The organism is Thermocrispum agreste DSM 44070 (assembly GCF_000427905.1).
Classification (GTDB): domain Bacteria; phylum Actinomycetota; class Actinomycetes; order Mycobacteriales; family Pseudonocardiaceae; genus Thermocrispum; species Thermocrispum agreste.
This window is the reverse complement of record NZ_ATYX01000008.1, coordinates 18,475-33,024: the sequence shown is the minus strand read 5'-3', so window position 1 is coordinate 33,024 and position 14,550 is coordinate 18,475. Positions and strand designations below refer to the sequence as shown.

At 69.6% G+C, this 14,550-nt stretch carries 10 protein-coding genes; 6 read left to right on the top strand and 4 right to left on the bottom strand.

The window, feature by feature from the left end; translation table 11 throughout:
• Positions 1–28: 28 nt before the first annotated feature.
• The 5 genes from nuoL to YWY_RS24875 all read left to right on the top strand — a co-directional run bounded on the left by nuoL (position 29) and on the right by YWY_RS24875 (position 8,372).
• Positions 29–1,924: an NADH-quinone oxidoreductase subunit L gene (gene nuoL, locus YWY_RS0106210; protein WP_028846898.1), complete on the top strand. Its 1,896-nt coding sequence runs from the start codon at positions 29–31 to the stop codon at positions 1,922–1,924.
• Complete coding sequence (locus YWY_RS0106205; RefSeq protein WP_028846897.1) at positions 1,921–3,468, top strand: NADH-quinone oxidoreductase subunit M; 1,548 nt, start codon at positions 1,921–1,923, stop codon at positions 3,466–3,468. Before nuoL ends, YWY_RS0106205 begins: the two co-directional genes overlap by 4 nt.
• A gap of 6 nt (positions 3,469–3,474) precedes the next feature.
• On the top strand, positions 3,475–5,067 hold the full coding sequence (gene nuoN / locus YWY_RS0106200) for an NADH-quinone oxidoreductase subunit NuoN (RefSeq protein WP_038044657.1): 1,593 nt from the start codon (positions 3,475–3,477) through the stop codon (positions 5,065–5,067).
• Positions 5,068–5,142: 75 nt separating this feature from the next.
• A complete protein-coding gene (locus YWY_RS0106195) occupies positions 5,143–6,141 on the top strand; it encodes a polyprenyl synthetase family protein (protein ID WP_038044656.1) in 999 nt (332 codons plus the stop codon).
• A gap of 59 nt (positions 6,142–6,200) precedes the next feature.
• Complete coding sequence (locus tag YWY_RS24875; RefSeq protein ID WP_028846894.1) at positions 6,201–8,372, top strand: sunset domain-containing protein; 2,172 nt, start codon at positions 6,201–6,203, stop codon at positions 8,370–8,372.
• A gap of 207 nt (positions 8,373–8,579) precedes the next feature.
• Here the strand turns inward: YWY_RS24875 and YWY_RS0106185 are convergent, their stop codons facing one another.
• The 4 genes from YWY_RS0106185 to YWY_RS0106170 form a co-directional block, all read right to left on the bottom strand.
• The gene (locus YWY_RS0106185) at positions 8,580–9,638 is read right to left on the bottom strand and encodes a 2-oxoacid:ferredoxin oxidoreductase subunit beta (protein WP_028846893.1); all 1,059 of its coding nucleotides are present in this window, start codon (positions 9,636–9,638) and stop codon (positions 8,580–8,582) included.
• The gene (locus YWY_RS20575; protein ID WP_051309904.1) at positions 9,635–11,581 is read right to left on the bottom strand and encodes a 2-oxoacid:acceptor oxidoreductase subunit alpha; all 1,947 of its coding nucleotides are present in this window, start codon (positions 11,579–11,581) and stop codon (positions 9,635–9,637) included. The genes YWY_RS0106185 and YWY_RS20575 overlap by 4 nt, the downstream gene beginning before the upstream one ends.
• A 160-nt stretch (positions 11,582–11,741) precedes the next feature.
• Positions 11,742–12,536 carry an enoyl-CoA hydratase gene (locus YWY_RS0106175; protein ID WP_051309901.1) on the bottom strand — a complete coding sequence of 265 codons (795 nt, stop codon included), beginning with the start codon at positions 12,534–12,536 and terminating at the stop codon, positions 11,742–11,744.
• Between the two features lie 34 nt (positions 12,537–12,570).
• Entirely contained in the window at positions 12,571–13,014 is a 444-nt protein-coding gene (locus YWY_RS0106170) for an Lrp/AsnC family transcriptional regulator (RefSeq protein WP_028846891.1), read from the bottom strand.
• Positions 13,015–13,088: 74 nt separating this feature from the next.
• Between YWY_RS0106170 and ddaH the strand changes: the two genes are divergently transcribed.
• Positions 13,089–13,949, top strand: a complete 861-nt coding sequence (gene ddaH, locus YWY_RS0106165; RefSeq protein ID WP_342665094.1) for a dimethylargininase — start codon at positions 13,089–13,091, stop codon at positions 13,947–13,949.
• Positions 13,950–14,550 lie beyond the last annotated feature (601 nt).

The following is a 14,550-nucleotide window of genomic DNA, read 5'->3' as shown; positions in this document are numbered from 1 at the left end:
CGCGCGTGACGACTCCCGGAGTGGCATCGTGATCGAAACATCGTGGTTGCTGATCGCCTTCCCCGCGTTCGGCGCGCTCGTGCTGCTGGCTGGTGGGCGACGTACCGACGCCTGGGGCCACTGGCTGGGCTGCGCGACGGTGATCGCGTCGTTCGTGTACGGCCTGATCCTGTTCCTCTCCAGTGACGGATCGACCCAGGACACCACGGTCTTCTCCTGGATTCCGGTGTCCGACCTGCAGGTCGAGTTCGGGCTGCGCATCGACGCGCTGTCGCTGGCCTTCGTGCTGCTGATCACCGGCGTCGGGTCGCTGATCCACATCTACGCCACCGGCTACATGGCCGACGACCCCGGCCGTCGTCGCTTCTTCGGGTACTTCAACCTGTTCGTCGCGGCGATGCTCATCCTGGTGCTCGGCAACGGCTTCGTGACGTTGTACCTGGGCTGGGAAGGCGTCGGCCTGGCCTCCTACCTGCTGATCGGCTGGTACCAGAACAAGCCGGCGGCGGCCACCGCGGCCAAGAAGGCGTTCGTGATGAACCGGGTCGGCGACGTCGGCCTTGCGCTGGCCATCTTCCTGATGTGGTCGCACATCGGGTCGACCCAGTACAGCGAGGTCTTCGCAGGCATCGGCCAGGTGGACCAGAACGTGGTGCTGGCCATCGGCCTGCTGTTGCTGCTCGGTGCGTGCGGCAAGTCCGGCCAGTTCCCGCTGCAGGCCTGGTTGCCGGACGCGATGGAGGGCCCGACCCCGGTCTCCGCGCTCATCCACGCGGCGACCATGGTGACCGCCGGCGTCTACCTGGTGGCCCGGTCCTCCCCGATCTACAACGCGAACCCGGACGCGCAGCTGGCGGTGGCGCTTGTCGGCGCGTTCACCCTGCTGCTCGGCGCGATCATCGGCTGCGCCTACGACGACATCAAGAAGGTGCTGGCCTACTCCACGGTGAGCCAGATCGGGTACATGATGCTGGCCGTCGGGCTCGGTCCGTTCGGCTACGCGCTGGGCATCATGCACCTGCTCACCCACGGCTTCTTCAAGGCGGGGCTGTTCCTCGGCGCCGGGTCGGTCTCGCACGGCATGCACGGCGAGCTGGACATCCGGCGCATGGGTGGCCTGTGGCGGAAGATGCCGATCACGTTCGTCACGTTCGGTCTCGGCTACCTGGCCCTGATCGGCTTCCCGTTCACCGCGGGCTACTTCTCCAAGGACGCCATCATCGCCGCGGCGTTCGGCCAGGAAGGCTGGCGCGGCTGGGTGTTCGGCGGCGCGGCCCTGCTCGGCGCGGGCATCACCGCCTTCTACATGACCCGTCTGGTGCTGATGACGTTCTTCGGCAAGGCCCGCTGGCAGGAGCTGAAGACCGCCGACGGCAAGGAGTACCACCCGCACGAGTCGCCACCGGTGATGACCGTGCCGATGATCCTGCTGGCGGTCGGCTCGGTCGGGGCGGGTGCGTTCCTCGCGCTCGGCGACACGCTGGCGGAGTGGCTGACCCCGTCGGTCGGCGCGCTGCAGGAAAGCCACGGCGGCGTGATCGGCCACTCGCTGGTGCCGTTCCTGGTGGTCGGCATCTCCGCCGTCGGTGTGCTGCTGGCCTGGCTGTTCGTGGGCCGCAAGGACGTCCCGGTGGAGCGGCCGCAGCAGGTCAGCGCGGTGGTCCGGGCAGCACGCGCGGACCTGTACGGCAACGCGCTGAACGAGGCGTTGTTCGCCCGCCCAGGCATCTGGCTGTCGCGGGCGCTGGTGTTCGTGGACAACCGTGGCGTGGACGGGTTGGTGAACGGTCTGGCGGCGCTGCTCGGCGGTAGCTCCGGGCGGCTGCGCAGGCTGCAGACCGGGTTCGTCCGGTCTTACGCCCTGACGATGCTGATCGGTGGCTTCGCGCTGGTCGGCGCCCTGTTGATGGTGAGGTTCGGATGACCTGGCTGCTCGCACTCATCCTGCTACCGCTGATCGGCTCGGCGGCGGTCGCCGTGTTGCGGCACAACCGCCGGGTCGCCAAGCTCACCGCGTTCGCCTTCTCGCTGGTCACGCTGGCCATGGTGGTGCCGCTGTGGCTGAGCTACGACCCGGACGGCGAGCGGCTGCAGCAGACCACGTCGATCGACTGGATCCCGGCGTGGGGCATCCACATCTCGTTCGGCGTGGACGGCATCGCGCTGGTGATGATCGCGGTCATCGCGGTGCTGGTGCCGATGATCGTGCTGCTGTTCGGCATCACCGACAAGCTGCCCAGGGGCCGCACGCCCGGCGGGTTCCTGTCGCTGATCCTGCTCGAGCAGAGCTTGACCATCGCGGTGTTCGCCGCCACCGACGTCTTCCTGTTCTACGTGCTGTTCGAGGTCATGCTCGTCCCGATGTACTTCCTCATCGGGAACTACGGCGGCTCGAACCGGCAGTACGCGGCGGTCAAGTTCTTCCTGTACTCGTTCCTCGGCGGCCTGATCATGCTGGCGGCGGCGATCGGCGCCTACTCGGTGGCCGCCGACGAGCTCGGCCAGGGCACGTTCGACTGGCAGACGCTGTCCCAGGCGGTGTCGCAGGCGCCGCTGGAGACCCAGACCTGGCTGTTCCTGGGCTTCTTCGTGGCCTTCGCGGTGAAGGCGCCGCTGGTGCCGTTCCACACGTGGCTGCCGGACGCCGCCGGGCAGGCGCCGATCGGGGTGACCGTGCTCCTGGTCGGCGTGCTGGACAAGGTCGGCACGTTCGGTTTCCTGCGTTACAGCCTGCCGATGTTCCCGGACGCCTCGGCCGAGCTGGCGCCGCTGGTGCTGGTGCTGGGCGTGGCGGGCATCCTGTACGCCTCGATCGTGGCCGCGGGCCAGACGGACATGAAGCGGTTCGTCGCGTACGTGTCCATCGCCCACTTCGGCTTCATCGCGCTGGGCATCTTCGCGTTCACCGAGCAGGCGCAGGTGGGCTCGGTGACCTACATGCTCAACCACAGCCTGGCCACCGGCATGCTGATCTTCGTCCTCGGCATGGTGATCGCGCGCGGCGGCTCGACGCAGATCCCGGACTACGGCGGCATGAGCAAGGTGACCCCGCTGCTGGCGGGCTTCCTGCTCGTCGCGGGCCTGTCCACCATGTCGCTGCCCGGCACCAACGCGTTCGTCTCCGAGTTCCTGGTGTTGCTCGGCTCGTTCGCCGCGCAGCCGGTGTACGCGACGCTGGCGACCATCGGCATGATCCTGGCGGCCATCTACGTGCTGTGGCTGTACCAGCGGATCATGCAGGGCCCGGTGCGCGGTGACGCGCTGGTCGGCGCCGGGGGCGGCCCGGGCACCGCGCAGGCGCCCGCAACCGCGGCCCGCAGGGCCATCAAGGACGTGGGCAGCCGCGAGCTGTTCGTGCTGGTGCCGCTGGTCGCGTTGATCATCGGGCTCGGTGTCTATCCGAAGCCGGTGCTGGACACCGTGACCCCGTCGGTGCAACCCACCGTTTCCGTCGGTGAAGGAAGGTAACGAGTGATGGACCTCGCGCAAGGCGGTCCCGCCACTGCGTTGGGCGTGCCGAGTATCGATGTCGCGGCCGTGCTGCCGCTGTTGATCGTCTTCACCGCCGGCGCGGTTGGCGTGCTGTTGGAGGCCGTGCTGCCGCGGAACCAGCGTTGGCCTGCGCAGGTCGCGCTGAGCCTGACGTCGGTCGTCGGCGCGGGTGTGGCGCTGGCGGTGTACGTCACGGGTGATTTCGAGAGCACCACGACGTTCCGTGCCGAGGAGGCATCGTCCGGCGCGCTGGCGGTGGACACCCCGGCACTGTTCCTGTGGGGCACGTTGCTGGTGCTCGGCCTGCTGGCGTTGCTGCTGATCGCCGACCGGTCGGTGGAGCCGGGCGGGGCGTTCGTCAGCAAGGCGGCCCTGCGCGGCGGTGCCGCGGGCGGCACGGACACCCTGACCAAGGAGCAGACGTTCACCGGCATGCAGACCGAGGTCTTCCCGCTGACGCTGTTCGCGCTCGGCGGCATGATGACCTTCTGCGCGGCGAACGACCTGCTCACCATGTTCATCGCGCTCGAGGTGCTGTCGCTGCCGCTGTACCTGATGTGCGGCCTGGCCCGGCGGCGCCGGCTGATCTCCCAGGAAGCCGCGGTCAAGTACTTCCTGCTGGGCGCGTTCGCCTCGGCGTTCTTCCTGTACGGCCTCGGCTTGCTGTACGGGTACGCGGGCTCGGTGAAGCTGGCGGACATCGCCGTCGCGGCGCAGGGCACCGACCGGTCCGACACGCTGCTGTTCGCCGGGCTGGGCCTGCTGGCCATCGGGCTGCTGTTCAAGGGCTCGGTCGGCCCGTTCCACACCTGGACCCCGGACGTCTACCAGGGCGCCCCGACCCCGGTCACCGCGTTCATGGCGGCTTGCACCAAGGTGGCGGCCTTCGGCGGCCTGCTGCGGGTGCTGACTGTCAGCTTCGAGTCGACCTCGTGGGAGTGGCGCAGCGTGCTGTCGGTGGTGGCCGTGGTGTCGATGGCCATCGGCGCCATCCTGGGCCTGACCCAGCGCGACGTGAAGCGGATGATCGCCTACTCGTCCATCGCGCACGCCGGGTTCCTGGTCGTCGGGGCCATGGCGCTGACCGAGGACGGCCTGTCGGCCACGCTGTTCTACCTGCTGGCCTACGGGTTCACCACGCTGGCCGCGTTCGGTGTGGTCTCGCTGGTGCGTGACTCCAGCGGCGAGGCGACGGACCTGTCGGCATGGGCCGGCCTGGCCAAGCGGTCGCCGCTGGTCGCCGCGACGTTCACGGTGCTGCTGCTCGCGCTCGCCGGCATCCCGCTGACCAGCGGCTTCGTCGGCAAGTTCGCGGTGTTCGAGGCCGCGCTGTCCGACGGGATGGCGCCGCTGGTGGTGATCGCCCTGGTGGCCAGCGCCATCGCGGCGTTCTACTACCTGCGCGTGGTGGTGCTGATGTACTTCAGCGAGCCCGCGCCGGACGGCCCCGCGGTGACGGTGCCCGGCGTGTTCACCACGACGGCGATCGCGGTCGGCACCATCGCCACGTTGGTGCTCGGGATCGTGCCCACGTTCGCGCTCGACTGGGCGTCGGCCGGTGGCTTCGTCTTCTGACGGCCGGCTCCTCGGCCAGTGGAAGCGGGCCGGGCGACGCCCGTTAGGCTGACTGGCGTGTCTGACGCCAAGCGCATGGCCGAGTTGCAGGCCGCAGTGGGTTTGCGCATCGCCGACGAGGCATTGCTTGCCGAGCTGGCCACCGGCCTGGCGAAGGTGGAGAAGCTGCTCCGGGAAGCCGTGCGCAGTGACGTCGAGTTCGTCGACGCCGCGGCGCGGCACCTGACCGAGGCGGGCGGCAAGCGGTTCCGGCCCATGTTCACGCTGCTGGCCAGCCAGTTCGGCAACGGGGCATCCGACGACGTGATCACCGCCGCGGCCGCGGTCGAGCTGGTGCACCTGGCCACGCTCTACCACGACGACGTGATGGACGAGGCCACCATGCGGCGGGGTGCGCAGAGCGCCAACGCCCGGTGGGACAACACCGTGGCGATCCTCACCGGTGACCTGCTGTTCGCGCACGCCTCGCGGCTGGTCGCCCAGCTGGGCACCGAGCCGACGCGGATCATCGCGGAGACGATGAACGAGCTGGTCACCGGCCAGATCCGGGAGACGGTGGGGGCGCGCGACGGCGAGGACCCGATCCAGCACTACCTGACCGTGATCGCCCAGAAGACCGGATCGCTGATCGCCACGTCCGGCCGGTTCGGGGCCTTGCTGTCCGGGGCGAGTGCCGAGCACGTGGCCGCCATGCGGAAGTTCGGCGCGATCATCGGCGTCGCGTTCCAGATCTCCGACGACATCATCGACATCGCGTCCGGATCGGACGTGCTGGGCAAGGAACAGGGCACCGATCTGCGCGAAGGCGTGCGGACTCTGCCGATGCTGTACGCCTTGCACGACGACAAGGACAATGCCCGTCTGATCGAGTTGCTGACGACCCCGCTCACCGACGACGACGAGATCGCCGAGGCGATCGAGCTGCTGCGCTCGTCGGCGGGCTTGCGGCACGCGCGCGAGACGTTGCGCGAATACACTCTGCGGGCCAGGGCCGAGTTGGCGTCGTTGCCGGAGTCGGCCGCACGCGACGCGTGCGAGTCCGTCGCCGACTACCTCGCCGCTCGCACGACCTAGACGCTCCGGGCCGCCGGTGCCCGCCGCCGGCGGATGGACGGAAGGAGACCGCGCAGACCATGTCCTCCCTGTTCGGAGAAGTCTGGTTCTGGAGCCTGCTGTCGTTCCTGCTCGGCGCGCTGCTCACCTGGGTGCTGCTGGTCCGGTCCCTGCAGCAGCGGGCCAACCACCTCGAGCAGCAGCTGCACGAGGTGGCGCGCGGGACCCAGCGGGCCCAGCCGGGGCAGGCGGAGCCCGGCGGACGGCCGCAGCAGGCGCCGGAGTACCGGCAGTCGTCGAGCTCGGTCTTCGACGAGCCGGTGCCGCCGACCCGCCGGCACGACTGGCTGGAACGGGACAGCCTGTCGGCGCGGCCCCGGAACGACGACGAGCCCGACGCCGTCGACCAGTTCGTTCGGGACGAGGACGAGCGCGAGCGGGCGGAGTACCACGAGTACGCCGAGGAAATGCGCGGCACGCCCACCCGTGAGCACGACCGGTCTGCCGGCTACGCCGAGGACGACTTCGAGCCGGACCGTCCTGAGCCTTTCGAGCAGGAGCCGTATCGGCGCGAGTGGTCGCACCCGCAAGCCGACCACGAGGACTTCGACCACCGCGGTGATCCGGCCGACGAGCAGCCGGGCCGGTTCCACGAACACGCCGGAGCAGCCGAGGCCGATCCGTCGGCCGCTGACGACGGCGAGGTCACCCGGGTGCAGCCGGTGATCTCGGCCGCGGCCTCGGATCGGACCCCCCGGGACGTCGACGACGAGCCGCCGGGGAGCTTGTTCGAGCCCGACCAGCCCGCAGGCGGGTCGATCGCGGACCGGCTCGGCGGTGCCGACGACACGGCGGACACCCCGGGCTTTGCGGCGCTCGACGATCCGTCGGAGGAGGTCGAGCGGGCGCCGGGCGCCGACCGAGACCAGGCCACCGGGCAGGCGCAGGCCGCGGAGCATGCCGCGCCGCCGGTGGACACGTGGCCGGAGACCCCCACGCAGATCCAGCCCCGAGTGCTCGGGTCGGCGGACATCGACCTGGCCGGTGACCAGGAGCTGGAGGAGTTCACGCGGCGTGTGCCGCGGCGTTCTGCGTCGACCCCGCCACCGGTCCGGCCGCAGCCCGCGCCGACAGCGTCGGCCGAATCTGCTGCCCCGGCAGCGCCGGGCCGCGCAGAGTCTGCGTCCACGCAGGCGGAATCCACCGGCGCGTATGCGCCAGTGTCGTCCGCTCAGACCGATGCTCCGACAGAGGGTCCGGCGCCCGAGCAGCCGAGTGCTCCGGCCGCACCTCAGCAGCCGGCGGGATTCGAAAGCACCGAGTTCGAGACGGAATCCGCTGCGGGGCCTGCCGCTGAGCCGGAAGTGCCTGCGATGTTCCACCAGCCGGAGGTGGCGCAAGCCGAGGCGGCCGCCGGACACCAGGCGGCGGAAACGTCCGCAGCGCAGCCCGAGACGACAACGGGCTTCCAGCCCGCCGACACCTCGGCGATACGGCCGGACGCCCCGGTCGCGTTCCGGCCCACGGAAGCACCCGACGTGCAGGCGCCCACGCCGAGCGGTTTCTCTGCCCCGGCGCCGCAGGCCCAGCCGGGCGAAACGCAACTCCCGGACGCTCCGGCCGAGCCCGTTTCGGCGGCTCCGCAGCAGGGCGACGAGTGGACTCCGGACTCCCCGGAAAGCAGGGACAGTCGGGAAGGCGCACCCAGCGGTGTCGCCGCATCGGCGGTCGGCGACCACGGCGACCACGGCGACCAACCGAGCCTGTTCACCGAGCCGGAGAAACCGGCCGTGGCGCCGGAGGTCGGCCCGGACGGCCGTTTGCCGGACATCGAGCCGCAGCTGGATCCGGAAACCGGCTTGCCCAAGCGGACCAGGGGTGCCACGCACCAGATCCGCGGCGGGTTCGAGCCACCGAAGCCGATCAAGCCGAGCATGCGTCCGGTGGCCCGGCGTGTTCCGCAGGCGAACGTTCCGTCGGGCGGCTCGCTGTTCGAGCCGGCGTCGTCGAAGGGGGCGAAGGCGCAGCCGTCCGGCGCGCAGCTGCCGCCGCCAGGGCCGTTCGGGCCCGGGTCGGCGATGCCGCTGCCCGGCGGTGGCCGCCCGGGACCCGAGTACCGGGTGAAGGGCAGCGTGACCGCGTTGCGGTACTGCCCGGAGGATTCGCCGCGGTTCAACGAGATGGTCGCGGAAGTGTGGTTCACCAGCGTGGCGGACGCCGAGCGGGTGGGTTTCCGGCCGTTGGAGGGCTGACACGGCCGCGGGCTGCCAAGGCCGCGGGTCGACCATGGCCGCGGCCCGACGGGACTGCGGACGACGGCTGGCACGTCCCCTCGCCGTGCGCCGGGCGACTCGTGCTGCCAGGGCGGTCGGGTGCCGGGTTGCGCGCCGTGACGGTCGCGCCGGAACCGCGCTCGCCGTCGAGCTTCCAGCCTCGACGGCCGAGTGATCAAGCCTGCGTCACGCGACGGTCCAGGTGTCGCTGCCGTTGAGCAGCGCCTGCAGGTCGGCGTCCTGCTTCTGGCGTGCCGACTCCACCTGCGCCCGCACCGCGTCGTCGTACGTCGTGCGGTCGACCTGGCGGAAGATCCCGATCGGGGTGTGCGACAGGTCCTGGCCGCCCAGCCGGGACAACGCGAACGCGTACGCCGGGTCGGCGATCGTCGGGTCGTGGGTGACGATGGTGTCCGGGTCGATGTCGGCCACCTTGGCGATGTCGAAGCCGAAGTCGCCGCGCACCACCGCGTACTCGTTCTCCGGCCCGAACACGATCGGCTCGCCCGGCCGCAGCGGCACGATCCGCCGCGCCGACTCGTCCTTGTCCTTCAGCACGTCGAACGCGCCGTCGTTGAAGATCGGACAGTTCTGGTAGATCTCCACGAACGCCGACCCGCGGTGCTGCGTCGCCGCGGTGAGCACCTCGGTCAGCCCGGCCTTGTCCGAGTCCAGCGCCCGCGCCACGAACGTCGCCTCGGCGCCCAGCGCCAGGCTGATCGGGTTGAACGGATGGTCCAGCGAGCCCATCGGGGTGGACTTGGTGATCTTGCCTTCCTCGCTGGTCGGCGAGTACTGGCCCTTGGTCAGGCCGTAGATGCGGTTGTTGAACAGCAGGATCTTGATGTTCACGTTGCGCCGCAGCGCGTGGATCAGGTGGTTCCCGCCGATGGACAGCGCGTCGCCGTCACCGGTGATGACGAACACCGACAGATCCGGCCTGGCCACCGCCAGCCCGGTGGCGATCGCGGGCGCCCGGCCGTGGATCGAGTGGAAGCCGTAGGTGTTCATGTAGTACGGGAACCGGCTGGAGCAGCCGATGCCCGACACGAACACGATGTTCTCCCGCTTGACGCCCAGGCTGGGCAGGAACGCCTGCATCGTGTTGAGCACGACGTAGTCGCCGCACCCGGGGCACCAGCGCACTTCCTGGTCGGACTTGAAGTCCTTGGCCTTGTAGGCCTCGTCGGTGGTCGGCACTCCGTCCAGCCCGCCGATGCGCGGGAGTCCGAGGTCGATGCTCATTCCACAGCCTCCGTCAGCGCGTGAACGTCGGATCCGTCGGCGGCAGGCGGCTCGGTGTCGTTGATGACGTCGGTGAACACCTCGGCCAGTTCGGCCGCCTTGAACGGCAGCCCGGCCACCTTGGTGTGTGACCGGATGTCGACCAGGTAGCGGGCGCGCAGCACGCCGGCCAGCTGGCCCAGGTTCATCTCCGGCACGATCACCACGTCGTAGCGTTCCAGCACCGAGCCGAGGTTGGCCGGCAGCGGGTTGAGGTAGCGCAGGTGCGCCTGGGCGATGCGCATGCCCGAGCGGCGCACCCTCCGGCACGCCGCACCGATCGGCCCGTACGACGAACCCCAGCCGAGCGCCAGCACCCGCGCGTCCCCGGTCGGGTCGTCGACCTCGACGTCCGGAACCTTGATGCCGTCGATCTTCGCCTGGCGCAGCCGCACCATCCGGTCGTGGTTGTCCGGGTCGTAGGAGATGTTGCCCTTGTTGTCGGCCTTCTCCAGCCCGCCGATGCGGTGCTCCAGGCCAGGGGTGCCGGGGATGGCCCATTCCCTGGCCAGCGTCTCGGTGTCCCGCACGTACGGCCAGAACTCGTTGCTGCCGTCCATGGCGTTCGGCTCGGAAGCGAACGTCACGGTCAGGTCCGGCAGCTCGTCGACGTTCGGGATGCGCCACGGCTCGGAGCCGTTGGCGAGCGCGCCGTCGGACAACAGGATGACCGGGGTGCGGTAGGTCAGCGCGATGCGCGCCGCCTCCAACGCCATGTCGAAGCAGTCACCCGGCGAGCACGGCGCCACCACCGGCACCGGGGACTCACCGTTGCGGCCGTAGAGGGCCTGCAGCAGGTCCGCCTGCTCGGTCTTGGTCGGCAGGCCGGTGGACGGGCCACCCCGCTGGACGTCGATCACCACCAGCGGCAGTTCGGTCATCACCGCCAGGCCGATCGTCTCCGACTTCAGCGCGACACCGGGGCCGGACGTGCTGGTCACACCGAGCGCGCCACCGTAGGAGGCCCCCAGTGCGGCGCCGATGCCCGCGATCTCGTCCTCGGCCTGCATGGTGATGACGTTGAACGCCTTGTGCTTGCTCAGCTCGTGCAGGATGTCCGAGGCCGGGGTGATCGGGTAGGAACCCAGCACCACCGGCAGGCCCGAGCGCTGCCCGGCCGCGATGATGCCGTAAGCCAGCGCGAGATTCCCGGTGATCTGCCGGTAGGTACCCGGCGGCAGCTTCGCCGGCGCCACGTCGTAGGTCACCGAGAAGGCCTCGGTGGTCTCACCGTAGTTCCATCCGGCGCGGAAGGCCAGGATGTTCGCCTCGGCGATGTCCGGCTTGCGGGCGAACTTGGTGCGCAGGAAGTTCTCCGTGCCCTCGGTGGGGCGGTGGTACATCCAGGAGAGCAGGCCGAGGGCGAACATGTTCTTGGTCCGCTCGGCGTCCTTCTTGCCGATGCCGAGGTGTTCGACCGCGCCACGGGTCAGCGTGGACATCGCCACCTTGTGCACCTGGTACTGGTCCAGCGAACCGTCGTCCAGCGGGTTGTCGGTGTAGCCGACCTTCGCCAGGTTGCGTTTGGTGAACTCGTCGGTGTTGGCGATGATCGTGCCGCCCGGGGGCAGGTCGTCGATGTTGGCCTTCAGCGCCGCGGGATTCATCACCACCAGCACGTCCGGCCGGTCGCCTGGGGTGAGGATGTCGTAGTCGGCGAAGTGCACCTGGAACGACGAGACGCCCGCCATGGTGCCCTGCGGGGCGCGGATCTCGGCAGGGAAGTTGGGCAGGGTCGCCAGGTCGTTGCCGAAGGCCGCGGTTTCCGAGGTGAACCGGTCACCGGTCAGCTGCATGCCGTCACCGGAGTCGCCGGCGAACCTGATGACCACCCGGTCGAGCTTCTCGACCGTGGTGGTGCGTTCTCCGGCAGCCTGACCCGGGGTGTTTTCGCTGGTGGACATGTGAATGAGGGAATCCCTCTCTGCGCTTCGAGTACGAGTCGCCTACCGAAGTTAGGCTCGACTCACCTCGAGGTTAGCTCGACGTGTGCCGAACCGACGAACCGGCTCGATGTGATTCCAGTCCGTGGACACCCGCCGTCGACCGTGTCGACTACCCGAATCAGCGCCCTGACCTGCTGATTGTGGTGCGCATCTCAGCGAGCCGGGTGGCGAATGTCTCCGAGGCGATCGACGCCAGCTGCGGCACGATCTCGGCGTTCACGGCGTCCGCGTGACGGGCCATCGTGGCGGTCTGACGCATGGTGCGCTTGGTGGTCACCAGCAGATCGCGGGGCGCCTTCTCCGCGCCCCTGGCGAATTCCACGGCGGCGGCGACAAGCTGTTCGTGGTCACCGTCCACCACGCGGTGGACCAGTCCCGCCGCGTGTGCCTGTTCGGCGCCGAGAACTTCACCGAACAGCGTCATCGCCGCTGCCTGTTGCGGCCCGACGATGCGGTGTGCCATCCACGTCATGCCGCCGCCGGGGTGGATGCCCAGCTGGAGGAACCGGGTGTCGAAGCGGGCGTGCGGACCGGCGAACCGGACGTCGGCGGCCAGCGCCAGGTTCAGGCCAGCGCCCACGGCCGGGCCACCGACCGCCGCCAGGGTGGGAAGCGAGCATTCCGCCACGGCGAGAAACCCGGCGTAGATGGAGCGCAGCCCTTCCTCGGTGCCGGACGCCAGCGCCTCCAGATCGGCACCTGCGCAGAACGCCGGGGGTGTGCCGGTCACGACCACGGCGTGTACGTCCTGGTCGTCCTCTGCCGCGCGGACCGCGGCGGCAAGCTCCGCTGACAGGTCCACGGTGAGGGCATTCCGGCGCTTGGGGTTGTGCACGGTGAGCACGGCGACTTTGCCGATGCGGTCCTGGCGGATTCCGGCCTCGTCGGCCGGGTGCGGGGTTGCTGCGACCATGCGGCCGAGAGTACCCAGCGGGTGCCGCGACGTGTCAGTGCGGAACGGGGGGCCGCTCCAGCAGCGTGGACAGCACGACGGTGGACACCGTGCGGTCGATGATCTCCAGGCCGCGCAGCCGCTCCAGCGCCGACTCCAGATGATGGATGTCGGCGGCACGAAGGTGCACGATGGCGTCCGCGGCACCGGACACCGTGTACGCGGCGGCCACTTCCGGCAACTCGATGAGGCTCGACCGGATCCGCGACGGCGGAACGTTGCCCCGGCAGTGCACTTCCACGAAAGCTTCGGTTCCCCAGCCCAGCGCGCGCGGGTCGACGACCGCGGTGAAGCCGCGCAGTACCCCCGAATCCAACAGCTTGTCGACGCGGCGCTTGACGGCCGGGGCGGACAGCCCGACCACCTTGCCGATCTCCGCGTACGAAGACCGGGCATTGGCGACCAAACACGAAATGATTCGCTGGTCAATCGAGTTCATACGCAATGTTTAGCACGTGCATGCGCAAAAGTGAGCAATTGATCGCCGCTGTGCTTGCATCGTAGATTGACGGCATGACCGCCGTTGCTGTTCGCCAGACGTCGCCTGCCCACCGGCAGGCGGAACCACGTCACTACCTGATGTGCCCACCGCGGTACTTCGCGGTGGACTACGCCATCAATCCGTGGATGGACCCGAGCAAGCCGGTGTCGGTGGATCTGGCCATGCTGCAGTGGACCGAACTGCGGGACACCTACCGCAAGCTCGGCCACACCGTGGAGGAGATCGAGCCGGTCGAGGGCCTGCCCGACATGGTGTTCGCCGCGAACTCGGGAACGGTGATCGACGGTCGCGTGCTGGGTGCACGGTTCCGTGCCGAGCAGCGCCAGGCCGAGGCGGAGTACTACCGGCGCTGGTTCGTCGAGCACGGCTACCGCGACGTGGTGATGCCCACCAAGATCAACGAAGGCGAGGGCGACCTGACCTGGACCGGGTCGGTTCTGCTGGCGGGCACCGGATTCCGCACCGATCCGGCGGCGCACGCCGAGGCGCAGGAGGTCCTCGGCGTGCCGGTGGTGACGCTGCAGCTGGTCGACCCGCGCTACTACCACCTGGACACCGCGCTGATGGTGCTGACCACGGCGACCGAGGACCGCCCGGCGGAGGTGGCCTACTACCCGAAGGCCTTCTCGCCCGGCTCCCTGCGGGTGTTGCAGCGGATGTTCCCGGACGCGGTGCTGGCCAGCGACGAGGACGCGGAGACGTTCGGGTTGAACGGAGTCTCCGACGGCCGCAACGTGGTGTTGTCCGCGCAGGCCGTCGGCTTGGCCGAGCAGCTTGCCGAGCGCGGCTACCAGCCGCACCTGGTCGACATGTCCGAGCTGCGCAAGGCGGGCGGCGGCCCGAAGTGCTGCACGTTGGAGCTGCGCGACTGAGCTGGCCGATCGGCGCACGAACCTCGGGCCGGCCGCGCGGGTACGGGCAGCCTGTGTGTTCTGGGTGGATCAGCCGCCACGCTGGGCCACGGGTGCAGGCGGCACAGCGCGTGCGGGTACGGGCGACCCACGTGCTTCTCGGCAGGCCAAGCCCGCGAAGGTAGCCGACAACGGCGTCGGGTGCCGGCGCGCAGGTACGCATGACCGAGACCGATGACGAAAGGCTCCCGGAGGCGTGTGCCAGGGAGCCTTTCTCCTTGGCGTCGGCTCGAACGGATGCGTCTGGCGCCGGGTTGCCGGCTCGGACGACCTGCTCGCCGTCCGCACCGTGGGCTGTTCGCCACGCTCGGCCATCGGCACCAGGCCGTCGCCGCTCCTGGATCGGTAAGACGGATTCTGAACACGCTGGCGTGATCTTTCCTGCGCTCCCGCCATTTGATTGATGAAGAATCGAGCAGGGCGTGGCACGAAACAGACGTTCGGGGCGAACAGGTCATCGGCGGTACGAGCGCGGACTGGGCAAATGGCGGCAATCAGAGCGTGCGCGAGGCGGGCTGACCGTGTGCTGCGGACGAAATTTGCCGAACTGTTCGGAAGCGCT